This is a genomic window from Kitasatospora sp. NPDC038210 (assembly GCF_055600605.1).
Window position 1 is genome coordinate 97,792 of sequence record NZ_JBVJYK010000019.1, and the last position, 22,121, is coordinate 119,912.

General features: G+C 75.2%; 22 protein-coding genes. 6 read left to right on the forward strand and 16 right to left on the reverse strand.

Translation table 11 applies throughout. From position 1 onward, the window contains the following. Positions 1-162: 162 nt before the first annotated feature. On the reverse strand, positions 163-531 hold the full coding sequence (locus ACZ7KX_RS31430) for a nuclear transport factor 2 family protein (protein ID WP_350525134.1): 369 nt from the start codon (positions 529-531) through the stop codon (positions 163-165). Positions 532-601: 70 nt separating this feature from the next. Here ACZ7KX_RS31430 and ACZ7KX_RS31435 point away from each other — a divergent pair, with 70 nt between their 5' ends. Next, positions 602-1,483, forward strand: coding sequence for a LysR family transcriptional regulator (locus ACZ7KX_RS31435; protein ID WP_470329413.1), 882 nt, complete (start codon positions 602-604; stop codon positions 1,481-1,483). Here the strand turns inward: ACZ7KX_RS31435 and ACZ7KX_RS31440 are convergent. Then, on the reverse strand, positions 1,480-2,067 hold the full coding sequence (locus ACZ7KX_RS31440; protein ID WP_470329414.1) for a TIGR03086 family metal-binding protein: 588 nt from the start codon (positions 2,065-2,067) through the stop codon (positions 1,480-1,482). The genes ACZ7KX_RS31435 and ACZ7KX_RS31440 overlap by 4 nt on opposite strands. A gap of 65 nt (positions 2,068-2,132) precedes the next feature. On the opposite strand from ACZ7KX_RS31440, the gene ACZ7KX_RS31445 reads away from it, so the two are divergent. Continuing rightward, entirely contained in the window at positions 2,133-2,930 is a 798-nt protein-coding gene (locus ACZ7KX_RS31445) for an AraC family transcriptional regulator (RefSeq protein WP_470329415.1), read from the forward strand. A gap of 1 nt (position 2,931) precedes the next feature. Here the strand turns inward: ACZ7KX_RS31445 and ACZ7KX_RS31450 are convergent, their stop codons facing one another. From ACZ7KX_RS31450 to ACZ7KX_RS31470, 5 genes are all read right to left on the reverse strand, one after another. Next, positions 2,932-3,663 (reverse strand): VC0807 family protein, encoded by a 732-nt coding sequence (locus ACZ7KX_RS31450; RefSeq protein WP_470329416.1) that lies wholly within the window; start codon positions 3,661-3,663, stop codon positions 2,932-2,934. 113 nt (positions 3,664-3,776) lie between these two features. Further along, a complete protein-coding gene (locus ACZ7KX_RS31455) occupies positions 3,777-4,769 on the reverse strand; it encodes an ABC transporter substrate-binding protein (protein WP_470329417.1) in 993 nt (330 codons plus the stop codon). 82 nt (positions 4,770-4,851) lie between these two features. Continuing rightward, positions 4,852-5,664, reverse strand: coding sequence for an ABC transporter ATP-binding protein (locus tag ACZ7KX_RS31460; RefSeq protein ID WP_470329418.1), 813 nt, complete (start codon positions 5,662-5,664; stop codon positions 4,852-4,854). 1 nt (position 5,665) lies between these two features. After that, positions 5,666-6,733, reverse strand: a complete 1,068-nt coding sequence (locus tag ACZ7KX_RS31465; protein ID WP_470329419.1) for a FecCD family ABC transporter permease — start codon at positions 6,731-6,733, stop codon at positions 5,666-5,668. Further along, entirely contained in the window at positions 6,730-7,767 is a 1,038-nt protein-coding gene (locus ACZ7KX_RS31470) for a FecCD family ABC transporter permease (protein WP_470329420.1), read from the reverse strand. Before ACZ7KX_RS31470 ends, ACZ7KX_RS31465 begins: the two co-directional genes overlap by 4 nt. 99 nt (positions 7,768-7,866) lie before the next feature. On the opposite strand from ACZ7KX_RS31470, the gene ACZ7KX_RS31475 reads away from it, so the two are divergent. Beyond that, the gene (locus tag ACZ7KX_RS31475) at positions 7,867-8,490 is read left to right on the forward strand and encodes an HAD family hydrolase (protein WP_470329421.1); all 624 of its coding nucleotides are present in this window, start codon (positions 7,867-7,869) and stop codon (positions 8,488-8,490) included. A 75-nt stretch (positions 8,491-8,565) separates the two neighbouring features. Here ACZ7KX_RS31475 and ACZ7KX_RS31480 read toward each other — a convergent pair whose 3' ends face one another. Next, on the reverse strand, positions 8,566-8,796 hold the full coding sequence (locus tag ACZ7KX_RS31480; RefSeq protein ID WP_350525124.1) for a hypothetical protein: 231 nt from the start codon (positions 8,794-8,796) through the stop codon (positions 8,566-8,568). Between the two features lie 474 nt (positions 8,797-9,270). Between ACZ7KX_RS31480 and ACZ7KX_RS31485 the strand changes: the two genes are divergently transcribed. Next, complete coding sequence (locus ACZ7KX_RS31485; RefSeq protein WP_402225251.1) at positions 9,271-9,654, forward strand: cold-shock protein; 384 nt, start codon at positions 9,271-9,273, stop codon at positions 9,652-9,654. A 25-nt stretch (positions 9,655-9,679) separates the two neighbouring features. On the opposite strand, the gene ACZ7KX_RS31490 is transcribed toward ACZ7KX_RS31485, so the two are convergent. The 4 genes from ACZ7KX_RS31490 to ACZ7KX_RS31505 all read right to left on the reverse strand — a co-directional run bounded on the left by ACZ7KX_RS31490 (position 9,680) and on the right by ACZ7KX_RS31505 (position 13,310). Beyond that, positions 9,680-10,534: a 1,4-dihydroxy-6-naphthoate synthase gene (locus ACZ7KX_RS31490; RefSeq protein ID WP_470329422.1), complete on the reverse strand. Its 855-nt coding sequence runs from the start codon at positions 10,532-10,534 to the stop codon at positions 9,680-9,682. Further along, complete coding sequence (locus ACZ7KX_RS31495) at positions 10,527-11,345, reverse strand: futalosine hydrolase (protein WP_470329423.1); 819 nt, start codon at positions 11,343-11,345, stop codon at positions 10,527-10,529. The genes ACZ7KX_RS31490 and ACZ7KX_RS31495 overlap by 8 nt, the downstream gene beginning before the upstream one ends. A 10-nt stretch (positions 11,346-11,355) precedes the next feature. Then, positions 11,356-11,886 carry a hypothetical protein gene (locus tag ACZ7KX_RS31500; protein WP_470329424.1) on the reverse strand — a complete coding sequence of 177 codons (531 nt, stop codon included), beginning with the start codon at positions 11,884-11,886 and terminating at the stop codon, positions 11,356-11,358. A 71-nt stretch (positions 11,887-11,957) separates the two neighbouring features. Further along, positions 11,958-13,310 carry an MFS transporter gene (locus ACZ7KX_RS31505; RefSeq protein WP_470329434.1) on the reverse strand — a complete coding sequence of 451 codons (1,353 nt, stop codon included), beginning with the start codon at positions 13,308-13,310 and terminating at the stop codon, positions 11,958-11,960. A gap of 756 nt (positions 13,311-14,066) precedes the next feature. Here ACZ7KX_RS31505 and ACZ7KX_RS31510 point away from each other — a divergent pair. Then, on the forward strand, positions 14,067-14,948 hold the full coding sequence (locus ACZ7KX_RS31510; protein ID WP_470329435.1) for a DUF3027 domain-containing protein: 882 nt from the start codon (positions 14,067-14,069) through the stop codon (positions 14,946-14,948). A gap of 74 nt (positions 14,949-15,022) precedes the next feature. Here the strand turns inward: ACZ7KX_RS31510 and ACZ7KX_RS31515 are convergent, their stop codons facing one another. After that, complete coding sequence (locus ACZ7KX_RS31515; RefSeq protein WP_470329425.1) at positions 15,023-15,400, reverse strand: hypothetical protein; 378 nt, start codon at positions 15,398-15,400, stop codon at positions 15,023-15,025. A 128-nt stretch (positions 15,401-15,528) separates the two neighbouring features. Here ACZ7KX_RS31515 and ACZ7KX_RS31520 point away from each other — a divergent pair, with 128 nt between their 5' ends. Beyond that, the gene (locus tag ACZ7KX_RS31520) at positions 15,529-18,825 is read left to right on the forward strand and encodes a sacsin N-terminal ATP-binding-like domain-containing protein (RefSeq protein ID WP_470329426.1); all 3,297 of its coding nucleotides are present in this window, start codon (positions 15,529-15,531) and stop codon (positions 18,823-18,825) included. Between the two features lie 24 nt (positions 18,826-18,849). Here the strand turns inward: ACZ7KX_RS31520 and ACZ7KX_RS31525 are convergent, their stop codons facing one another. The 3 genes from ACZ7KX_RS31525 to ACZ7KX_RS31535 form a co-directional block, all read right to left on the reverse strand. Beyond that, positions 18,850-19,059, reverse strand: a complete 210-nt coding sequence (locus ACZ7KX_RS31525) for a hypothetical protein (protein WP_470329427.1) — start codon at positions 19,057-19,059, stop codon at positions 18,850-18,852. Between the two features lie 166 nt (positions 19,060-19,225). Further along, a complete protein-coding gene (locus ACZ7KX_RS31530) occupies positions 19,226-21,706 on the reverse strand; it encodes an HAD-IC family P-type ATPase (RefSeq protein ID WP_470329428.1) in 2,481 nt (826 codons plus the stop codon). A 52-nt stretch (positions 21,707-21,758) separates the two neighbouring features. Next, the gene (locus ACZ7KX_RS31535; protein WP_350525116.1) at positions 21,759-22,070 is read right to left on the reverse strand and encodes a DUF2530 domain-containing protein; all 312 of its coding nucleotides are present in this window, start codon (positions 22,068-22,070) and stop codon (positions 21,759-21,761) included. Positions 22,071-22,121: the final 51 nt, after the last annotated feature.

Below are 22,121 nucleotides of genomic sequence, written 5' to 3' on the forward strand. Positions count from 1 at the left end.
GCCGGGGCGTCCCCGGCTCGAAGGACCTCAGCCTGGACGACAGCTCGGCTGCGGTGCGGGGTTGTTCCACGGCCTCGGCCCAGGCCCTGACGGCAGCACACGGAGGAGGGCCGCGACCACCCCCGCTGGTCACGGCCCTCCTGCGCTCCTGCCCCTCCGGGCTCAGCTCTTCTTCTCGAACCCGGCGAGCAGGGCGCGCGGGTCGAAGGTGACCCGGATCCGGGCGATCTTCCCGTTCTCGACGTGCATCCAGTTCACCGTCGGGGTCGGCTCCGCGACGCTGGTGTTCAGCTCGAACCAGGTGATCACCTCGTCGCCCTCGGCGAGCCGCACCTTCACGTCGATCTTCTCCAGCACCTGCCCGAGGCCCCGCAGTCCGCCCAGTGCCTCCTCCACGCCGGAGGCGGTCCCCAGTGCCCCCACGAAGTCCACGTCGTCGGCCAGCACGCCCCGGAGGGTCTCGAAGTCGCCCGCCTCCCAGGCGGTGAAGTAGGTCTCGGCAAGCTCGCGTGCGTTCTTCGTCGTCGTCATGCCTCCATCCTTCCGCCGTCCGATCCATCCGTCCAACAGATGGATCGGATGCCGGATATCATCGTTGGTTATGGAGATGCACCAGCTGCGCTACTTCGCCGCCGTGATCGACGAGGGCTCCTTCACCGCGGCGGCCGCGCGCCTGCACGTCAGCCAGTCGGGGATCAGTACGCAGGTCGCCAAGCTGGAGCGGGAGCTGGGGCAGCAGCTGCTCGACCGGTCCGGCCGCGGCGTCCGGCTCACCCCGGTGGGCGAGGCGGTCCTCCCGCTCGCCAAGAACGCCCTCGCCACGCTCGACGCCATCCGCTTCACCGCCGCCGAGTACGCGGACGCGGTGCGCGGCCGGGTCCGCCTCGGCATGATCATGGGCTGCTCGATCCCGCCGTTCCTGGACACCGTCGCCGACCTCGGCCGCACCCACCCCGGCATCGAACTGAGCCTGCACGAGGGGCACTCCGACCTGCTCCAGGCGCAGGTCCTGTCGGGTGCCCTCGACCTCGCCCTGATCGGCTACGCGGGCGAGGTCGCCGCGGGCCTGGACGTCGACGTCGTCGTCGACGAGCAGGTCGCGGCCGTCGTCCCGGCCGGGCACCCGTTGGACCGGCCCGGACTGACCCTCGGTGACCTGCGCGGGGAGAAGATCCTCTGTCTCTCCTCGGGCACCGGCATCCGCGCCGCCTACGAGCGTTCCTGCGCGCAGCTGGGCCTCGATCCGCGCGTGGACATCGACGCCAGCTCCCCGGCGACCGTCCTGCGCCTCGCCGAACGCGGCGCCGGCGTCGCGATCCTCAGCCCGTCCTCCGTGGAGGGCCCCGGCCTGAGCACGGTCCCGATCGCCGACGCCGCCGTCCGCTCCTGCCTCGGCCTCACGGGCCGCCGGGACCAGCAGTCCCCGGCGGTACGGCTCCTGCGCGGCGAACTCCTTGCCGCGCTGGGCGGCCCCCGGCCCTAGGCCTTCCAGTGCGGGTCGCGCCCCGAGGCGGCGAGTGCACGGTCCCAGGCGGAGGCGTCGTCCGGCAGGGCGACCGCCCCGGCGAAGCCCTCGTACTGCCGGTACAGCTCGGCGTTCTCGGCGACGATCTCGCCGACCAGAAGGGCGAGTTCCTCGTCCACCTCGATCTCCCCGCCGGTCGCCCGGGCGACGTCCCAGCCGTGCAGCAGCAGCTCCAGGATCAGCATCCGGGCGATGCCGAGTGCGGGCACCGGGGAGCCGCCGAGGTCGACGTCCCCCTCCCAGGCGGCCGGGTCGGACCAGGCGGCGACGGCGCGCTCCAGCTGGGCCGCGTACGCCGGGCGCCATTCGGCGTCGGCGGTGAAGTCCCGCGCGCTCAGCTCCGGGGGCAGCTCGGTGCGCAGGGCCCGGTGCTCCAGGCCGTGCGAGGTGTAGAGCACCCAGTGGTTGACCAGGGCGCGGGTGTCGAAGTCCGCGCAGGGCGTCGGCGCGGTCGGCGGGTGGCCGGCCGGGACGGCGGCGGCGACTCCGGCCGCGGCGGAGGCGGCGCGGGCCAGGAAGGGGTGCATCGGGTGGACGTTCATGCCCTCGATCCTCCGCCGCGCCGCGCCGCACCGTCTTGAAGAAACGCGACGCTAACCTGGCCGCCATGGACGCCGCGGACCCTCCCGACCTCGGCCGGGGTGTGCTGCACCCGGCCCGGGCGGCCGAGCTGATCAGCGTGGACCGGCTGGAGCCGGCCCCCGAGGTGGCGCGGTTCGTCGAGTACTACTGGCGGGTCGGCTGGGACCTGCGCGGGCTGCCGGCGTACGAGCAGAAGGTGCTCGCCCACCCCAACGTCCATCTGGTGTTCGAGGCCCCGCGGGCGACCGTCTACGGGGTGGTCCGCTCGTTGTTCGTCCGCCGGCTGGAGGGCGCCGGGCACGTGCTGGGCGTCCGGTTCCGCGCGGGTGCCTTCCGGCCGTTCGCGGGCTGCCCGGTGGGCGAGCTGGCCGACCGCACCCTGCCGGCCGCCGAGTTCTTCGGGCCCGCGGCCGACCGGCTCAACCCGGTGCTGTTGGGCGACGCGGCGGACCCGGCCGCCCTCGCGGACGCCTTCCTGCTGCCCCGGCTGCCCGCGCCGGACCCGGTGGCCGAGGAGGTCGCGGCGATGGTGGAGCGCATCACCGGCCGGCCGGACCTGTGCCGGGTGGCCGACCTGGCCGGGGAGTTCGGCCTCGGCGTCCGGCGTCTGCAGCGCCTGTTCGCCGAGTACGTCGGCGCCTCCCCGAAGTGGGTGCTGCGCCGCGCCCGGCTGCACGAGGCGGCCGAACGAGCGCGCCTCGGCGGCGAGTTGGACCTGTCCGCACTCGCCGCCGAGCTGGGCTACGCCGACCAGGCCCACCTCACCCGCGACTTCACCGCCGCGGTCGGTGTCTCCCCGGCCCGTTACGCGGGCGCCCGCTGACTCACACCGCCGCGGTGGCCTCGGCGGAGGCGGCCCCGGTGGCAGCGGCAGCGGCGGCCGCAGCGGCCCGGCCCTTGGCGCTGGCCCGCTTGGCGTAGGCGATGGTGAAGTAGACCAGCCCGCCGAGCACCACGTACGGGAGGATGTTGTTGACGGTCACCACGGTGCCGTGCGACAGGGTGTAGACCAGCACGATCCGCAGCACGGCCTCCAGGACGAAGGCCACGCCCCACACGATGGTCAGGTTGCGCTGGACCTTGCGGAAGCCCGGGTACTGCCACATGGAGTTCCACCAGGCGACCATCTCCGGCGTGCCGTCGGTGGCGAACTTGCGCCCGAAGTAGAACATGATCGGCTTCGGGGCGGCGAGCGAGACCAGGTAGAGCACGCCGAGCAGGCCGGAGACGAAGGAGTCCTTGGCCAGCAGCATCTTCGGGTCCTGCGGGCCGATCAGTGCGACGACCAGGGTCAGGGCGACGAAGACCAGGGAGACCACGGCGAACTCGTCGATCCGGCGGTGCCAGACGAGGTAGATCAGGGTGTCGATCACCGGCCCCAGGCCCGAGAGCAGGATGGCGGTGGATTCGCTGTAGCCGTGGTCGTGCAGCTGGTTGTAGATCATGATCGGCGCGACGACGTTGAAGCCGATGCTGATCAGCCAGCCGAGGGCGGCCGCCTTCCCCTTGCGGGCCGGAGCCTGTGGAGCTGCGTTGGTGGGTGCGGTAGTTGACACTGTGTCGTCCCCCGGAGTGAGCCGTGATTTTTCGGCTCATTCTGACGGAGCGGCAGGTCAAGCGCCTAACGTCGGACCGAATCGTGATCGATCGTGCCCGAGCGGGCCGCTGCTCACGCGCCGAGGAAGCGCTGCAGTTCGTCCAGCACGTAGTTGGCCCCGGTGTAACCGATCCCCTGGAACCACAACTGGTCGTCCACCGGGAACGCCCGGTGCGCCCTGACCGCCCCCAGCGCCTGCCAGCCCGGGCTCGCCAGTACCGCGTCGAGGCCCGCCTGTTCGGGATCGCCGTACGTCGCGTAGAGCAGCAGGTCGCCGTCCGCCTTCGCGATCTGGTCCGGCGGGACCTCGAAGTCCGACTGGTCGACGTTCTGCGCGTCCGGCCGCCCCACCTGGGCGTCGGCGAGCACCGTCCCGGGGAAGCTCTGCCGGCCGTACAGCCGGACCCCGCCGCCCTCCACGAACCGCACCAGGCTCACCCGGCGCCCGGACAGTCTGGCCGTCGACAGCGCCTGCGCCACTTGCCCGGCGTGCTTCTGGTAGGCGTCGGCGAAGGCCTCCCCGGTGGCCACCCGCCCCAACGCCCGGGCGTGCAGCTCGAAGTCGGCCTTCCAGGGCGCGCCGGTGGTCTGGGTGAGCACGGTGGGGGCCAGCTCGCGCAACTGGTCGTAGCGGTCGCCGTCGCGCGCCTGGTTGGAGAGGATCAGGTCCGGCCGCAGCGCCCGTACGGTCGGCAGGTCGGGCGCACCGGCGGGGCCGACCAGCCGGATCCCGGTGGTCCGGGAGGCCGGCCAGTAGTCGGGGTAGCGGGTGTCGCGGGCGGGGAGCGCGGCGCCGACCGGGGTGATGCCGAGGGTCAGCGCCGAGTCGAGGGCGTCGGTGTCCAGCACGACCACCCGCATCGGCTCGGCCGGGACCAGCACCGGCCCGGTGGCGGTGTTCACGGTGACCGGCGGCGCCGGGGCGGCGGTCGGCGAGGCGCTCGGGTCGAGGCCGCCGGCGGCCGCCGGGCCCGGCGCCGGGGCCTGCTCGGTGCCGCCCGTACAGGCCGCGAGCGCGGCCCCGCCGAGGCCGGTGAGGAGGGTGCGGCGGGTGATCCGGGGCATCGGCGGTCCTCGGGAGACGGGTGTGGTCGGGGCGCCGTCGATTATGTCCGAAATGGCAGTCGAAGTGCGGTTTGGGGTGCGATCAGGCGTCCACCACCGCCGTCGCCGCCCACGGAGCTCCCGGGACGACCAACGGCGTGCCCGTCACCGGATCCGGCACCACCACCGAGTCCAGCCCGAACACCTCGCGCACCAGCTCCGCCGTCACCACCTCCCCGGGGGCGCCCTGCGCCACCACCCGGCCGTCCCGCATCGCCACCAGGTGGTCGGCGTACCGGGCCGCCTGGTTGAGGTCGTGCAGCACGGCGACGACCGTCCGCCCGCGCTCCACGTTCAGCCGGCGGACCAGGTCCAGCACCTCCACCTGGTGCGCGATGTCCAGGTAGGTGGTCGGCTCGTCCAGCAGCAGGATGTCGGTGCCCTGGGCCAGCGCCATCGCGATCCAGGCGCGCTGGCGCTGGCCGCCGGACAGCTCGTCCATGCTGCGCTCGGCCAGCTCCGCGGTCGAGGTGCGCTCCAGCGCCTCCGAGACCGCCGCCTCGTCCTCCGGCGACCACTGCTGCCACCAGCTCTGGTGCGGCTGGCGTCCGCGCGAGACCAGGTCCGCCACCGAGATGCCCTCCGGGGCGGTCGGCGACTGCGGCAGCAGGCCCAGCCGCTGCGCGATCCGCTTGGTCGGGATCCGCGCCAGCTCCTCGCCGTCCAGCAGGACCGCGCCCCGGACCGGTTTCAGCAGCCGGCCGAGCGCCCGCAGCAGGGTCGACTTGCCGCAGGCGTTCGGGCCGACGATCACCGTCACCCGGCCGTCGGGGATGCGGACGTCCAGGCCCTCGACGACCGTGCGCGTCTCGTAGGCCAGGGTGAGGCCCCGGGCCTCCAGACGGTGGGCGGACATCTCAGGAACCTCCACGGCGGGATCGGATCAGCAGCCACATCAGGTACGGCGCGCCGACCATGCCGGTCACCACGCCCACCGGCAGCTCGGTCGGCGCCAGCAGCCGCCGGGCGATCAGGTCGGCGAGGACGACCACCAGCGCGCCGGTCAGCGCCGAGCAGAACAGCGGGACCTGCGCCGAGCGGGCCAGCCGCAGCGCGATCTGCGGGGCCATCAGCGCGACGAAGTCCACCGGCCCGGCGGCCCCGGCCGCGCAGGAGGCCAGCACGATGCCCAGCAGCGCCATGCCCAGCCGGATCCGGTCCAGTCGCAGGCCGAGGCCCACGGCGGTCGCGTCGTCGAAGGAGATCGACCGCTGGGCGCGCGCCGCCCACAGCGCGACGGGCAGGGCCGCGAGCAGCACCCGGGCGAGCCAGCCGGCCTGGTCGTAGCCGGCGCCGTTCAGGCTGCCCGTCATCCAGACCTTCGCGGCCTGCGCCTGGAAGCCGTCGCCCTTGGTGAGGAAGACGGAGGTGAGCGAGGACAGGGCGACGCTGATCCCGATGCCGACCAGCACGAAGCGCTGCGCGTGCAGCCCGCGCCGCCAGGCCAGTGCGTACACCAGCAGCCCGGCCACCAGGCCGCCGGCCACCGCCGCGTACGGCGCCTGACCGGTCGAGCCGACCACGCCGTACGCCGTCAGGCCGACCACCGTCGCGGTCGCGCCCCAGGTCACGCCCACCACGTCGGGGCTGGCCAGCGGATTGCGGGCGACGGTCTGGATCAGCGCGCCGGCCAGACCGAGCGCCGTGCCGACCAGCAGTCCGACCACCACCCGCGGCAACCGGAACTCGCCGACCACCAGCTCGTCCGGGCTCGGCCGCCCGAGCAGCACCTCGACCACCTCGGCCGGCGACACGGTGGACTCGCCCAGGCACAGCGAGGCCACCACCGCCCCGGCGACCGCCAGCAGCAGCCCGGCGGCGACGAACGCCGAGCGCCGGTGCAACAGGAAGGAGGTCCGCCCGGCCCGCACCACGGAGTAGCCGCGGAGCGGCACGCGGCCCGCGCCGGAGGAGACGGCGCTCATGCGGCGACCACCTTCCGGCGACGGACCAGGGCCACCAGCACCGGGACGCCGACCAGGGCCGTCATCACGCCCGCCGGGACCTCGGACGGCGGGAACAGGACCCGGCCGAGGGTGTCGGCGAGCAGCAGCAGGGCCGGGCCGAGGACGGCGGAGAATGCGAGGATCCAGCGGTGGTCGGCGCCGGCGACGGCGCGGGCCGCGTGCGGGACGGCGAGGCCGATGAAGGCGATCGGGCCGGCCGCCGCGACCGCCGAGCCGGTGAGGACGGTCGCGCCGAGGGCGCCGAGCGCCCGGACGGTGCCGGTCCTCGCGCCCAGCCCCTTCGCCGTGTCGTCGCCGAGCGCCAGCGCGTCCAGCCCGCGCGCCACCGCGACGACCGGCACCGTGCCGACGGCCAGGAAGGGCAGCAGCTGCCAGGCCACGTCCGAGGTCCGCCCGGAGAGCGAGCCGACGTGCCAGAAGCGGAACCGGTCCATGGTGGCCGCGTCGGTGGTCAGCACGAGGGTGTTCAGCGAGGCGATGAAGGCCGACATCGCCGAGCCGGCCAGCGCCAGCTTGACCGGCGTCGCCCCGCCCCGGCCGCGCCCGGCGAGCCCGTGGACCAGGACGGTGGCGATCGCCGCGCCCGCGAAGCCGAACCAGACGTACCCGGTGAGGGTGGAGACGCCGAAGCCGGAGATGGCGGCCACCACGCCGGCCGCCGCGCCCTGGGAGACGCCGAGGATGCCGGGGTCGGCGATCGGGTTGCGGGTCAGGCCCTGCATGACGGCCCCGGCGAGGCCGAGCGCCGCCCCCACGGCCAGGCCGACGACCGTGCGCGGCACCCGGAGTTCGCGGATCACCACGGCGTTCGGGGTGCTGCCGCCGTGCAGCAGGGCGTCGAGGGTCTCGCCGAACGGGACGGTCCGGCTGCCGACCGCGAGGCTCAGCAGCACCGCGGCGGCCAGGACGCCCAGGGCGGCGGCGAGCCACGCCGTTCGGCGCCGGGGCGCCCGGTGCGGCGCACCGGGCGGTGCGGTGGTGTCGTCGGTCATGGGCCCTCTCCGCAGACAACTCAGGTAAACCTAAGTTCCGCCGCGAAGGCGGGGCAAATTGCCTCGTGGCCCCGGCCGCCCGTTGGATAGCCTGGCGGCATGCCCGCGACCCCACAGGCCCCGCTCACCGTCGGCTTCGACCTCGACATGACGCTGCTGGACACCCGGCCGGGTGTCCACGCCACCTACCTGGCGCTCTCCGCCGAGACCGGCACTCCGATCGACGCCGACCTGGCGGTCACCAGGCTCGGCCCGCCGCTGCTCGACGAGATCCGCAACTGGTTCCCGGAGGAGGAGGTCGAACGGGCCGCGACGCGCTACCGCGAGCTCTACCGCGACCACGCCTTCGCCCCGACCGTGGCCCTGCCCGGCGCGCACGCCGCAGTCGAGGCGGTCCGCGCCCACGGCGGCCGGGTCGCCGTGATCACCGGGAAGTACGAGCCGAACGCCCGCCTCCACCTGGAGCACGCCGGCCTGCCGGCGGACGTGCTGATCGGCGACCTCTGGGCCGAGACCAAGGGCGAGGCCCTGCGCGAGCAGGGCGCGAGCATCTACGTCGGCGACCACCTCGGCGACATCCTGGGCGCCCGGATCGCGGACGCGGTCGCGGTCGCGGTGGCCACCGGCCCGTACGGGGCGGACGAGCTGCGCGAGGCCGGGGCGGACGTGGTCCTGGCGGACCTCACCGGTTTCCCGGACTGGCTGGCCCGCCACCTGGCCTAGGGCCCGGCGCCTGCCCCCGGGCCCCGCCGCCCGGCCGGGGAACCCGACCCGTCAGGGCTCGGCTCAGGGCTCGGCTCAGGACTCGACGCGGCGGCGCTGGTCGCGGGCGTTCAGGAACAGTCCGGTCAGCGCGGCCAGGAAACCGGCCGGCATCAGCATGCTCAGCCAGTACGCGGCCGTCGGGAGCGGCGTCAGGTGCAGGAACAGCGGGACGAAGGTGACCAGGGTGGCGAGTGCACCGAGACCGAAGACGATCGCCCCGGCCTTGACGTACACGTCGCCGGGATCGGCGCTCTGGCTGCTCACGTCTGCTCACTCCTCGGGGCTGGGCCGGACCGCCCCCAGTCTGGCAGAGCGGCCCGCGGGGCCGCCCACCGGAGCGGCTTCGTCACGTTGCGCAGTTTCCCGGCAGCTCAACGTTTTGATCCCTGCTGAGCGGGGGTATGGAGGGTGTGCCGAGGGGCGCTACAGGTGCGCCCCGCGTCCTCAGACCCGGGGGTGTGAGCCGATGGACCGCGCAGCGCCGCGACCCGGCCGTGCCAGTACCGGGTTGCCCGTGGCCGCGAGATCGCCGCACCCCGACCGCCCCGATCGGGCCGCGGAACGCGGATCCTTCGCGGAACGCGGATGAGGCAGTCACGGACCGTTAGTCTGCTCCTGACAGTGTGCTGACCATGAGCGCCCGCGGGCGCCGAGTCGAGGTCGGCAGCATCTTTCCCACCACCCAGTGATCCCCGGCCAGGGCCGGGATCCCTCACACCCATTCGAGGACTGTTCGAGATGCCCACCGGCCAGGTCAAGTGGTTCAACGAGACGAAGGGCTTCGGCTTCCTGTCGCGCGACGACGGCGGCGACGTCTTCGTCCACACCAAGGCGCTGCCCGCCGGTGTCACCGCGCTGAAGCCGGGCCAGCGGGTCGAGTTCGGCGTGGTCGCAGGGCACCGCGGTGACCAGGCGATGGCCGTGCAGCTGCTGGAGGCACTGCCCTCGGTGGCCGCCGCCCAGCGCCGCAGCGCGGACGACATGGCCCCGATCGTCCAGGACCTGATCACCACCCTGGACGCGGTGCTGCCCGGCCTCCAGCGCGGGCGCTACCCCGCCAAGCCGACCGGCCAGAAGCTGGCCGGCCTGCTGCGCGCGGTGGCCGACCAGTTCGACGTGTAGGGCGGCGGGGCGGAGCGGGGGAGGACTACCCGAACGCGAGCGCACCCGGGTCGAGCGGGGGCACCAGCCCCTCCGCGGCGGCCCGGGTGAGCAGCGCGCGGACGGCCGCGTAGCCCTCCTCGCCGAGGTCCTCGGTGAACTCGGTGACGTACAGCCCGATGTGCTGCTCCGCGACGTCCAGGTCCATCTCCTGGGCGTGCTCCAGCACGTACCCGCGGCTCGCCCCGGGGTCCGCCCAGGCCTGCCGGACGGAGGCGCGGATCGCGTCGGCGACGGCCCGCAGCCGCTCGGCGCCGAGCGAGCGCTTGGCGACGATCGCGCCCAGCGGGATCGGCAGGCCGGTCTCCGCCTCCCAGGCCTCGCCCATGTCGGCCAGGCTGTGCAGGCCGTACTGCCGGTAGGTGAAGCGGGCCTCGTGGATCACCAGGCCGGCGTCCACCCGGCCGTCCCGGACGGCGGGCATGATCTCGTGGAAGGGCAGCACGACGATCTCGCCGAAGCCGCCCGGCACCGCCTTCGCCGCCCAGAGCCGGAACAGCAGGTACGCGGTGGAGCGCTCGGAGGGCACCGCGACGGTCTTCCCGGCGAGGTCGGCGGGGGACTCCACGCCCGGCAGGGTGAGCACCAGCGGCCCGCAGCCGCGCCCGAGCGCACCGCCGCAGGGCAGCAGGGCGTACTCGTCCAGGACCCACGGCAGCGCGCCGTAGCTGATCTTCAGCACGTCCAGCCCGCCGCGCTCGGCCAGGCCGTTGGTGACGTCGATGTCGGCGAAGGTCACCTCGGGGGCGTCCGCCCCGGGTACCAGGCCGTGCGCCCAGGCGTGGAAGACGAAGGTGTCGTTCGGGCAGGGCGAGTACGCGATGCTCAGCCGTTCAGCCACGGCCGGCCTCCTCGATCGGTTCGTGCCGCGCGGCCGGTTCCGGTGCGTGCCGCGCAGCCAGTTCGTGGACGGGCAGCACCGCGAAGGCCCGCTCCAGGGCGGCCAGGGCCTCGCCGATCCGCCAGGCGGCCCGGTCGCGCGGGCCGACCGGATTGGACACGGTGCGCAGTTCCAGGGCCGGCACGCCGTACCGGGCGGCGGCCTCGGCGACGCCGAAGCCCTCCATCGCCTCGGCGGCGGCGCCCGGGTGGCGGGCGGCCAGCACGGCGGCCCGCTCGGCGCTCCCGGTGACCGTGGAGACGGTCAGCACCGGGCCGACGACGGCGCCCGGGCCGGTGGTGCCGTCCCGGCCTTCCAGGGCCCCCGTGACGAGCGCGACGGCGGCCGGGGGCGGGGTGTGCCGGACGGTGCCGAAGCCCAGTTCGGTGACGTCCGCGAAGCCCTCGGGGGTCTCCGCGCCGAGGTCCGCGGCCACGATCGCGTCGGCCACCACGGTGGCGCCGACCGGGGCGTGCGGGGCGAAGCCGCCCGCGATCCCGGCCGAGACGGCCAGGGCGTACGGGTGGGCGGCCAGGGCGGCGGAGGCGGCGGCCGCGGCGGCGGCCGGGCCGACCCCGGCGGCCAGCACGTCCACCGGAGCGCCGACGGACCGGTGCAGCGTGCCGCCGGGCAGCGGCAGGGCGGTGGCGCCGCCCGGGAGGCCGCGCAGCACGGCCTCGGCCTCGGCGGGCACCGCGACGACGACGAGCAGTCGGGCCCGCGCGGGGCCCGACTGCTCGTGCGCGCCGTTACCGGCGTCGTGCGCGGTCATCGCAGGACCGTCAGCTGTCCTGGGTGTTCAGCTGGAAGTACCAGACGGCGATCGGGTTGTCCGAGTTCTTGTCGCCCTCGACCACCGTGATCAGCGTCTTGCCGCTGGCGTTGAGGATCTTGTTCGCCTGCTGGGAACCCGACCAGGTCGGGCCCTTCGCGTACGCCGAGAGGCTGGTGCGCCCGCCGGAGGCGGTCGAGCCGCCGTTGCTGAAGGCCCACCAGCCCGACTCGGCCACGTTCGGGGAGACGCCGACGCCGACCCGGTCGCTCGCCACCACGTCCATGGTGGGCAGCGTGCCGTTCTTCAGGGCGGTGTTGGCGTCCTCCTGGCACTTGTCCTGGAGGTCCTCGGTGATCGGGCTGCCGTTGTTCCAGCACAGCGGGTCCGCGACCGTCGAGGAGTTGCCGACCGTGAGGGTGGCACGGTGCGAGTTGTGCTCGGTCTGGCCGGCCGCGATGGCGACGGAGGTGCCCACCGTGGCGGCGCCGACCACGACGACGGCGCCGAGGGCGGCGATGGCACGGGAATTGAGGCTCATGGGTCAGAATCTACCGGGCCTGGCCGATCACGCTACGCGGGGGTCGGCCACCGCGTGTTGCCGCACCCCGCTCAGGCCACCCGGGGCGCCGCGGGATGCCGTCGCAGACCCACCCGGAAGAGCGAGCGGAGCGTCCACAACAGCACCAGGCCGACCACCGCGGCGGCGATCGACAGGCCCAGCACCCCGTTCAGCGGCAGCAGGATGCCGACCGCGCCGCCGGCCACCCAGGACAGCTGCATCAGCGTCTCCGAGCGGGCGAAGGCCGAGGTCCGCACCGCCTCCGGGACGTCCCGCTGGATCAGCGCGTCCAGCGCCAGCTTGCCCAGCGAGGCCGCCATCCCGGCGACCCCCGCGACCAGAACCACCGTCACCACGCCGTACCAGAGCGCGGCCGCCGCCGTCGCGCAGGTCGCCAGCAGCAGCATCGCGGTGACCGTCGGCTCCGGGCCGCGGGTGCGCAGCCAGGAGCCGAGCACCGAGCCGAGCGCGTTGCCCGTGCCCGCCGCCAGCGCGACCAGTCCCAGCGCCAGCGTCGGCTGCAGGCCGCCGATCGGCTCCTCCCGCAGCAGGAAGGCCAGGAACATCACCAGGAAGCCGACCAGCCACTTCATCGCCGACATCGCCCGCAGCGCCAGGATCACCGACGGGCCGACGGTGCGCAGCGAGGCCTTGACGGGCGGTGGCTTGTGGTGGATCAGGTGCGAGCCCTCGCCGTGCACCTCGGCGTGCAGGACGGCGCGCTGCTCGCCCTTGGCCGAGTCCACCTTGTGCGGCAGGTGGAAGGCCATCAGGGTGCCGATGACGAACACCAGGAAGGCGCCGCGCAGCGGCCAGCTCGGGCCGATCAGGTGCAGCAGCCCGCCCACCCCGGCCGCCACGCCGGTGGCCAGCAGCCCGGCCAGGGTGACCCGGGAGTTGGCCTTCACCAGGGACAGCCGGCTCGGCAGCAGCCGGGGCACCACGACGCTGCGCACCACCCCGTACGCCTTGGACGCCACCAGCACGCCGAGCGCCGCCGGGTAGAGCGCGATGCCGCCGCCGGCGATCACCCCGGCCATCGTCCAGGCCAGCACCGCCCGGGCCAGCATCGACATCGCCATGGCCGCCCGGCGGCCGTGCGGCAGGCGGTCCAGCAGCGGGCCGATCACCGGGGCCAGGATGGCGAACGGGGCCATCGTGATCAGCAGGTAGAGCGCCACCCGGCCGCGGGCCTCGCCGGTGGGGACCGAGAAGAAGATGGTCGAGGCCAGCGCGATGGTGATCAGCATGTCGCCGAAGGAGTTGAGCGCGTGCAGCTCGATCAGCTTGGCGAGGCCGGACTCGCCCGCGCCCTCGGCGGCGGTGGCCCGGCGGATCCGGCGGCCGGTGCCGTGCACCACCTTGCCGGTGCGGGAGCCGGCGGCGGAGGCGGTGCGGATCAGGAAGTGCCGGCGGGGCTCGGGGGCCTCCTCCTCCAGGTCCTCGTCGAGGGCGGTGAGGTGACGGGCGTGGGCGCCGTCCGGCCCGGGGGCGTCGTCCTGCGCCGGGAGGCCGTCCGGCCCGGGCACGCCGTCCGGTCCCGGCACGCCGTCCGGCCCGGGGAGGCCGTCCGGCCCGGGGAGGCCGTCGGGCCCGGGGACGTCGACCGACTCGGGGAGGCCGTCCGGCCCGGGGACGCCGCGGAGCGTCTCGCGGGGCGCGGCGGTCCGCGGCGGCTTGACCAGACTCACGGGGGCGGCGGGCGCCTCGGCTCCGCCCGCCGGCTGCGGTTCGCCCGCGCCGGGGACCGGGGGCTGCTGTCGCGGCACGGCGTCCGCCTGGTCGGGGCTGCCGGCCTGCGAGGCGCGCAGTGTGTGCTGCGACGGTTTGTCGTCCGCCACAAGCCCATCCTGCCCCAGATTCGCCGCGGCGACGCGGGATTGCGCTCCGCTCGGCGCGGTCCAGGGGTGCTCGCGGAGCGCCCGCGGAACGTCCGCGTCCGCCCCGGACTGTGCTGGGGTGCCGGGCGGCGGGTAGCCTGCCCAAGGTCCGCCCGCCGCCCGCCGCCGCGCCGGCAGGCCGGTCGAGCGGCGCGGCCGGTACCCGAGGGGGCCTCCGGTCGCGCAGAATGGACGAGGGACTACCGAGCCGCGACGGACCAGGCAACACGCCGTGGGCGACAGAAGAACTGGGAGAGAATCGACGCCGTGAGTGCTGCGATGCGAAGCCGTACCCCCGACCGGCTCTGTGCCGAGGCCGTCGAACTCGCCCGTCAGGCAGCCGAGGAGGCCGTCGGGGCGGAGGCCGTCGGGCTGCACCTCGGCGTCCAGGCGGACGCCGACCGCGTCGTCACCCACACCTTCGAGTGCCTGGACGCCGCGTACCGCGGCTGGCACTGGGCGGTCACCGTCGCCCGCGCCCCGCGGGCCAAGAACGTCACCCTGGACGAGGTCGTGCTGCTGCCCGGCCCGGACGCCGTCCTGGCCCCCGAGTGGGTGCCGTGGAGCGAGCGACTGCGCCCCGGTGACATGGGCCCCGGCGACCTGCTGCCGACCGGCGCCGACGACCTGCGCCTGGAGCCCGGCTGGACCGGCGAGGACGAGCCCGCGCCGAACTCCGCGGTCGCCCTCGCCGACGACGAGGACCTGGTCGTCACCGACCCGCACGTCCAGCCGGCCCCGGCCCGCGCCCGGATCAACGCCGTCGCGGAGGAGCTCGGTCTGGGCCGCAGCCGGGTGCTCTCCCGGCTCGGCCTGCACCTGGCCGCCGAGCGCTGGGAGAAGGCCCACGGCCCGCAGACCCCGATGGCGCAGGCCGCCCCGGCCTCGTGCGGGAGCTGCGGCTTCCTGATCCCGATCGGCGGCTCGCTCGGGCAGGCCTTCGGCGTGTGCGGCAACGAGTTCGGGCCGGCCGACGGCCAGATCGTCTCGTTCGCGTACGGCTGCGGCGGCCACTCCGAGGCGGCCGTCATCCCGGCCCCGCCGGCGCCGTCCGAGCTGATCCTGGACGAGCTGGTGGTCGAGCCCCTGCAGCTGCACCCGGACCGCGCCTCGGGCTCCGTCGAGCCCGACGCCCCCGCCGAGGAACTCGGCCACTCCTGAGTTCGCCGTCTGAGTTCGCCGTCGTACGGCCCGCCCCGGTTCGTCACCGGGCCGGGCCGTCGGCGTTCCCGGACTCAGCGGCGGCCGAACAGGCCGCGCCGGGGAGGGGCGGCGTCCTGCGGCCGGGGCACCGGCCGGGGCGGCGGGGCGTCCTGCCCGCTGTGGAGGAGTGCGGCGACCGAGACCCGGAAGTGACGCTTCCAGCCGCCGGCGGTGAGCTCGACCAGGAAGCTGCCGTCGGGCATCGTGAAGATCCGGCGCTCCGGCGGGCGCGAGGGCTCCGAACCCTCGCGGGGGACGTACGTGCGGGCGGCCTCCTCCGCCAGCCCGACCGCCTGCTCCCGGCCCAGCGGGGCTTCCTGCGGCGGGGCCAACTGCCACCGGTGGGCGCCGTCCGCGTCGACCTGCCGGTCACGCTCGATCAGGACGTACCAGGACCCGTCGGAGACCATGCGGCTTCCCCCTCGCCAACCGGAACAGGGGGCTCAGCATAGGCAGCGGGCGCCCCTGGTCCGCCGGGGGTGCCCGGGCAGGGAAGAATGCCCTACGACGTACAGGGCGGCGGAAGGCGGCAGGTCCCGTGGAACCTCGGATCATCGGCAGCGGCACGGACGAGCACCTCTCGGACCCCTTCGGGAGCGCTGCGCTGCGGCGGCGGGTGCTGGACGCCTGGGCCGCCTCGCCGGCCCGGTTCCGGGAGGACGCCAACGCCGAGGAGGAGCTCGCGCTCGGCGGCTACCGGGACCGCCTGGTGGTCGAGTTGGCACAGAACGCGGCCGACGCGGCGGTCCGCGCGGGCCACGGCCCCGGGCGGCTGCGGCTGACCCTCGCCGACGGCGTGCTCGCCGCCGCGAACACCGGCGCCTCGCTGGACGCGGCCGCCGTCGAGTCGCTGTCCACCCTGCGCGCCTCCTCCAAGCGCGGCGAGGCGCCCGCCGTCGGCCGGTTCGGGGTCGGCTTCGCCGCCGTCCTCGCCGTCACCGACGAGCCCGCCGTGCTCAGTGCCACCGGCGGGGTGCGCTGGTCGCTCGGCGAGGCCCGGTCGCTCGCCGAGGCGCAGCCCGCGCTGGCCGACGAGCTGCGTCGCCGGGACGGTCACGTGCCGCTGCTGCGGCTGCCGTTCGTGGCCGAGGGCCCGGCCCCCGAGGGCTACGACACGGTGGTCGTGCTGCCGATGCGGGACGCCGCGGCCGAGGACCTGACCCGCCGCCTGCTGGCCGGGATCGACGACGCGCTGCTGCTCACCCTGCCCGGCCTCGCCGAGGTCGTGGTGGAGACCCCGGAGGGCACCCGGACGCTCACCCGGGTCGCCGCCGAGACCCGCCCGGACGGCGTCACCGAGGTCACCGTCACCGACGACGCGGGCGGCCGGCTGCGGCAGACGGTGTGGCAGACCGCCGGCGCCTCCGGCAGCCTGGCCGCCGAGCTGCTGGTCGACCGGCCCACCGAGGAGCGCACCCGCCCGTACTGGACGGTGACCTGGGCCGTGCCGGTCGGCGCGGACGGCGTCCCGCAGCAGCCCGGCATCGCGTCCGTGCTGCACGCGCCGACCCCCAGCGACGAGCCGATCGGCCTGCCCGCGCTGCTGATCGCCTCCTACCCGCTGGACTCCACCCGGCGGCACGTCGCGCCCGGCCCGCTGGCCGACTTCCTCACCGAGCGCGCCGCCGACAGCTACGCCGACCTGCTGCGCGCCCGCGGAGCCGACCTCGGCTCGCTCGGCCTCGTGCCCGGGCCGCTCGGCCAGGGCGCGCTGGACAACGCGCTGCGCGCGGCGGTGCTGTCCCGGCTGCCCGGCACGCCGTTCCTGCCGCATCCGGCGCCGGTCGAGGAGGGCACGCCGGCGCTGCGGCCCCGGGACGCGACGCTGCTGGAGGGCGCGGACGGCTCGGTGGTCGAGGCGCTCGCACCGATCTTCCCCGGGCTGCTGCCGGCCGGTCTGGAGCGCCGCACCGAGCTGCGGGTGCTGAACGTGCGCCGGGTGCCGCTGGCCGATGTGGTGGACCAGCTCGGCGGCCTGGACCGCGAGCCCGGCTGGTGGCGCAACCTGTACGCGGCGCTGGGCGGGGCCGACCCGGAGGCGCTCGGCGCGCTGCCCGTGCCGCTCGCGGACGGCCGGACGGTGACCGGGCCGCGGCGGGTCCTGCTGCCCTCGGAGGACGCCGACTGGGCGGCCTTCCCGGGCTACCCCGAGTCGCTGGCCGGCGCACTGGCGGCGCTCGACCTGCGCCTGGCACACCCCGAGGCCGCCCACCCGCTGCTGTCCAAGCTCGGCGCGGGCACCGCCACTCCGGCCGGGGTGCTGGACACCCCCGAGGTGCGCGCCGCCGTCGCCCGCTCCTACGAGCTGGCCGAGGACGACCTGGACACGGCTGTCGAACTCGCCGACGCCGTCCTGGCGTTGGTGAAGGCGGCCGCCCCCGAGCCGGGTGAGCACCCCTGGCTGGCCCGGCTGGCGCTGCTCGACGACGAGGGCGAGCCGGCCCGGGCGGGCGAACTCGTGCTGCCCGGCAGCCCGTTCGCCGCGCTCGCGCGCGAGGAGGACGCCGGCTGGGTGGACGACGAGCTGCTGGAGCGCTGGGGGTCCGAGGTGCTCATGGCCGTCGGGGTGCTGGCCGACTTCGTCCTGGTGCGCGCCGAGGACGTGGTGCTCGACCCGGACGACCTGGAGCGGCTCGACCCCACCGCCCCCGCCGACCGGGCGGCCGGCGGTCACCCCACCGGGCTGCTGGACGAGGCCCCGGACGGGCTCGCCGAGTGGGCCGAGGACGTACTGGAGGCCCTGCAGGCCGACGAGGCCGTCGGCGTGCCGCCGGTGGCCGCCGAGCTGCTGGCCGTGCGCGACCTCGACCTGGTGGACGACGACGCCTGGCCCGAGGCGCTCGCCGCGCTGGCCCGCCCGCCGTACCGGGACGCCGTGGTCAACCCGGTGCGCACCCTGCTGCCGGACGGCTCGTACGCCGACCTGCCGCCGTACACCGCGTGGTGGCTGCGCGACCACCCGGTGCTGGCGGGCCGCGAGCCGGCCGGCCTGCGTGCCGCCGGGGCCGACCCGCTGCTGCGCGGCCTCTACGACGAGGCGCGCACCACCCTGGACGACCAGTTCCTGCACGCGCTGGGGGTGCGCACCACGCTGGCCGCGCTGCTCGCCGAGCCGCACGGGCCGGACGAGGTGCTGGACCGGATGACCGACCCGGCCGTCGAGGTCGGCCACCGCCAACTGCACGGCCTCCACAGCGCGTTGGCCCGGGTGGAGCGCGAGCGGATCGATCCGCTGGACGTGGTGCGGGCGCTGCCCCCGCTGGACCCGGCCACCGGGCGGCGACCGGCCCACACCGTGGTGGTGGACGCCACCGAGGCGGTCGTCGCGGACGCCCCCGACCTGGTCCAGCTGCTGCACCCGTACCCGCTGCTGCCGGTGGCCCCGGCGCTCGCGGCCGACCTCGCCGAGCGGCTGCACGTGTCGCTGGCCAGCGAGGTGGCCGGCGGCCGGGTGCTCTCCGAGGGCGTGCTGCACCGGGTGCCGGCCGTGGTGCGCGAGCTGCTGCCCGGGTGCCCCGTCGCGTACGAGGAGCACGAGGAGCTGCTGGTCGTCGGGCCGGACGGCGGCGAGGCCGCGGTGGACTGGCGGTGGGACACCGGGGCGGACACCCCGGAGCCGCCGTACGACCCGGAGCTCGCCGAAGCCGACGACGAGGACGACGAGTTCGAGGTCCCGCCGGTGCCCGGCCTGCTGCACGCGGCCACCCCGGAGGGCCTCGCGGCCGGCCTCGCCTGGTCGGTCGGGCAGTGGCACCGGCGCTTCGAGGTGCTGGCCGCGCTCAGCGAGCCGGACCGGGCGTACGAGCTGTCGGCGGCCCGGGACTTCGAGGGCTGAGCCCGGCGGGGGCGCGCGCCGGGCTCAGCCGGTGCGCGCCCGCAGACGGCCGTACACGGTGACGGTGACGGTCAGCCAGACCGCGCCCAGGGTCACCAGCGCGGCGACCCGCAGTGCGGGCGTCGGCCTGACCGCCAGGCCGACGCCCGCCATCGCCAGCGCGGTCAGCCCGACCGCGAGCAGTCCGCCCAGGAAGGCGACGAACGCCTCCAACTCCCCACCCTTGCGCGCCATTCGGCACCCCCTCCCGGGGCCATCATCGGGCCCCGGGGCGGGGGCTGTCACTCATTCCGCGTCGCGTGTCGCCCTGGCTCGGCGCTCATCCGGCCCTGCCCACCCCCTGCTCGCCCGGTCCCGATCGCCTCGTGCCGCCCGCCTCGTGCCGCCCGCCTCGTGCCGATCACTCCAGGCCGTGGCGCTTCATGTAGCGCCAGGTGATCTCCAGAGCGATGCCGCAGACCACCGCGATGGCGACGCCGATCAGCGGATCGCGGGTGCCGGCCAGGGAGAGCTCGAAGAAGTCGGACAGCGCGGGGACCACCAGGACCAGTGCGAACGCGCCGCCCATGCAGCCGATCAGCAGCAGGCGCCACCAGGTGTACGGGCGGGCGACGATGGCGAGGACCCAGATGGCGATCAGGAAGAGCGTCAGGGTGGCCACGCTGGTGTCGGCCTTGAGGTCGGTCGCGTGGTCGGTGCGGGCGAGCGTGTAGGCGACGAAGGTGCCCGTGCCGGCGATGAGGCCGCCGGGGATCGCCAGCCGCAGCACGCGCTTCACGAAACCGGTGCGGGCCCGCTCGTTGTTGGGGGCGAGCGCCAGGAAGAACGCCGGGATGCCGATGGTCAGCGAGGACAGCAGGGTGGAGTGCCGGGGCAGGAACGGGTACGGCGAGTGGGTGAAGATCACCAGCAGCGCCAGGAGCACCGAGTAGACCGTCTTCACCAGGAACAGCGACGCCACCCGCTCGATGTTGCCGATCACCCGGCGGCCCTCGGCGACCACCGACGGCAGGGTCGCGAAGGAGTCGTTCAGCAGCACGATCTGGGCGACCGCCTTGGTCGCGTCGGAGCCGGTGCCCATCGCCACGCCGATGTCGGCGTCCTTGAGCGCCAGCACGTCGTTGACGCCGTCGCCGGTCATCGCCACGGTGTGGCCGCGGGACTGCAGCGCCCCGACCAGCAGGCGCTTCTGCTGCGGGGTGACCCGGCCGAAGACGCTCGTCCGGTCGGCGGTCTCGGCGAGCTCCTCCGGGTCGGAGGGCAGGGTGCGGGCGTCCAGCGGGTGGTCGGCGCCGGGCAGGCCCAGGTGGCCGGCCACCGCGCCGACCGAGACCGCCGCGTCGCCCGAGATGACCTTGGCCCGGACCTGCTGGCCCTCGAAGTACCGCAGGGTCTCGGCGGCGTCGCCGCGCAGCCGCTGCTGCAGCACCACCAGCGCGAGCGGGGCGAGCCCGGCCGCCGGATCGGGGGAGTCCAGCGGCGCGGGCGTCCGGCCCAGCAGCAGCACCCGCAGGCCCCGCGCACCCAGTTCGTCCACCTCGGCCAGCGCCGGGTGCCCGGCGGGCAGCAGCACGTCGGGCGCGCCGAGCAGCCAGCTGGCCTCGCCGCCCTGCGGCTCCAGCAGCTGCACGCCGCTCCACTTGCGGGCGGACGAGAAGGGCATCGCCTCGATCACCCGCCAGCCGTCGCCGCCGTTCCCGCCGCCGCCGTTCCCGCCGCCGGCGGTGTCCTCGCCGCGCCCGTACGCGTCGATGACCGCCTGCATGGACGGATTGGGGCGGGCGTCGGCGCCGGCCATCACGGCGAGCGCGCGCTTGACGGTCTCCTTGTCGACGGCGGCGGGCTCCCCGTTCGAGAGCACCCGCAGGTCGATCACGTCCATGCCGCCCTCGGTGAGGGTGCCGGTCTTGTCCAGGCAGACGGTGTCGACCCGGGCCAGGCCCTCGATCGCCGGGAGCTCCTGGACCAGGCACTGCTTGCGGCCGAGCCGGATCACGCCGATCGCGAAGGCCACCGAGGTCAGCAGCACCAGTCCCTCGGGGACCATCGGGACGATCCCGGCCACCATCCGCCGCACGGCCTCGCGCCAGTCCCGGCCCTCGACGGCCAGCTGGCTGATGATCAGGCCGATCGCGGTGGGGATCAGCAGGTAGGTGATGAACCGCAGGATGCTGTCGATGCCGCTGCGCAGCTCGGACTTCACCAGGGTGAACTTGCTGGCCTCCTCGGCGAGCTGCGCCGCGTACGCCTCGCGGCCGACCCTGGTGGCGGTGAAGGCGCCCGCGCCGGCCACCACGAAGCTGCCGGACATCACCTGGTCGCCGGGCTGCTTGAGCACGGGATCGGGCTCGCCGGTGAGCAGCGACTCGTCGATCTCCAGGCCGTCCGCCTCGGTGACCTCGCCGTCCACGATCACCTTGTCGCCGATGCCGAGCAGCACGGTGTCGTCGAGGACGATCTCGGAGACGCCGATCTGCCGGGCGGCGCCGTCCCGGCGGACCTGCGGGCGGGCCTCGCCGATCAGCGCCAGGCTGTCCAGGGTCTTCTTGGCGCGCAGCTCCTGGATGATGCCGATGGCCGTGTTCGCGACGATGACCAGGCCGAACAGGCCGTCCTGGATCGGCCCGACGACCAGGATGATCCCGAACATCACGCCGATGATCGCGTTGAAGCGGGTGAAGACGTTGGCCCGGACGATCTCCCGGGTGGTGCGGCTGGACCGGACCGGAACGTCGTTGACCTGCCCCTTCGCGACCCGCTCGGCCACCTCGGCGCCGGTCAGACCGCCGAGCCGGCCGGGCAGCAGCCCGAGGGGGTGGGCGCCGTCCCGGCGCTCTCCGCCGGTCGGCTGCTCGTCAGCTGGCTGCGCAGGCTGCGTCATGGCACCGACTCTACGGGCGCCTTATGTCCGATGCGTGCTACTAAAGGACTGTTCAGTCCGACCGGGTGGCCGGGTCCTGACCGTTGCCGTCCGTCGCGCGTTCGGTGGTGCCGGCCGCCCCGGCGGCGCGGCTGCGGGCGATCGCGTCCCGCCGGGCGCGGCAGTACCAGAGGCCGATCAGGCCGAGCAGTCCGCCGGACAGGCAGATCCAGGGCCAGGTGCCGTGGCCGTGCTCGGAGAGCGTGCCCTGGAAGGGGAGCAGGGCGAGGAAGGCGACGAACCACAGCACCGTGCCGCCGCCGACGATGGCGACGTCGTTGGCCTCCAGCGGAGGGGGCGAGGGGTGCAGCGGCGTCTTGGGCATGGGGCAAGCGTACGGTGCGGCGGGGGTCGGCCGCCGTCGTGGAGGCTCCCC

Excerpts from the sequence above, each read along its gene's own strand:
- ACZ7KX_RS31445 (WP_470329415.1), top strand. The coding sequence starts at position 2,133 with ATGGACGCCGCGGACCCTCCCGACCTCGGCCGGGGTGTGCTGCACCCG.
- ACZ7KX_RS31525 (WP_470329427.1), bottom strand. The coding sequence starts at position 19,059 with ATGGCGCGCAAGGGTGGGGAGTTGGAGGCGTTCGTCGCCTTCCTGGGC.
- ACZ7KX_RS31455 (WP_470329417.1), bottom strand. The coding sequence starts at position 4,769 with ATGCCCCGGATCACCCGCCGCACCCTCCTCACCGGCCTCGGCGGGGCC.
- ACZ7KX_RS31430 (WP_350525134.1), bottom strand. The coding sequence starts at position 531 with ATGACGACGACGAAGAACGCACGCGAGCTTGCCGAGACCTACTTCACC.
- ACZ7KX_RS31475 (WP_470329421.1), top strand. The coding sequence starts at position 7,867 with ATGCCCGCGACCCCACAGGCCCCGCTCACCGTCGGCTTCGACCTCGAC.
- ACZ7KX_RS31435 (WP_470329413.1), top strand. The coding sequence starts at position 602 with ATGGAGATGCACCAGCTGCGCTACTTCGCCGCCGTGATCGACGAGGGC.
- ACZ7KX_RS31465 (WP_470329419.1), bottom strand. The coding sequence starts at position 6,733 with ATGAGCGCCGTCTCCTCCGGCGCGGGCCGCGTGCCGCTCCGCGGCTAC.
- ACZ7KX_RS31440 (WP_470329414.1), bottom strand. The coding sequence starts at position 2,067 with ATGAACGTCCACCCGATGCACCCCTTCCTGGCCCGCGCCGCCTCCGCC.
- ACZ7KX_RS31535 (WP_350525116.1), bottom strand. The coding sequence starts at position 22,070 with ATGCCCAAGACGCCGCTGCACCCCTCGCCCCCTCCGCTGGAGGCCAAC.
- ACZ7KX_RS31530 (WP_470329428.1), bottom strand. The coding sequence starts at position 21,706 with ATGACGCAGCCTGCGCAGCCAGCTGACGAGCAGCCGACCGGCGGAGAG.
- ACZ7KX_RS31485 (WP_402225251.1), top strand. The coding sequence starts at position 9,271 with ATGCCCACCGGCCAGGTCAAGTGGTTCAACGAGACGAAGGGCTTCGGC.
- ACZ7KX_RS31495 (WP_470329423.1), bottom strand. The coding sequence starts at position 11,345 with ATGACCGCGCACGACGCCGGTAACGGCGCGCACGAGCAGTCGGGCCCC.
- ACZ7KX_RS31510 (WP_470329435.1), top strand. The coding sequence starts at position 14,067 with ATGCGAAGCCGTACCCCCGACCGGCTCTGTGCCGAGGCCGTCGAACTC.
- ACZ7KX_RS31460 (WP_470329418.1), bottom strand. The coding sequence starts at position 5,664 with ATGTCCGCCCACCGTCTGGAGGCCCGGGGCCTCACCCTGGCCTACGAG.
- ACZ7KX_RS31500 (WP_470329424.1), bottom strand. The coding sequence starts at position 11,886 with ATGAGCCTCAATTCCCGTGCCATCGCCGCCCTCGGCGCCGTCGTCGTG.
- ACZ7KX_RS31470 (WP_470329420.1), bottom strand. The coding sequence starts at position 7,767 with ATGACCGACGACACCACCGCACCGCCCGGTGCGCCGCACCGGGCGCCC.
- ACZ7KX_RS31515 (WP_470329425.1), bottom strand. The coding sequence starts at position 15,400 with ATGGTCTCCGACGGGTCCTGGTACGTCCTGATCGAGCGTGACCGGCAG.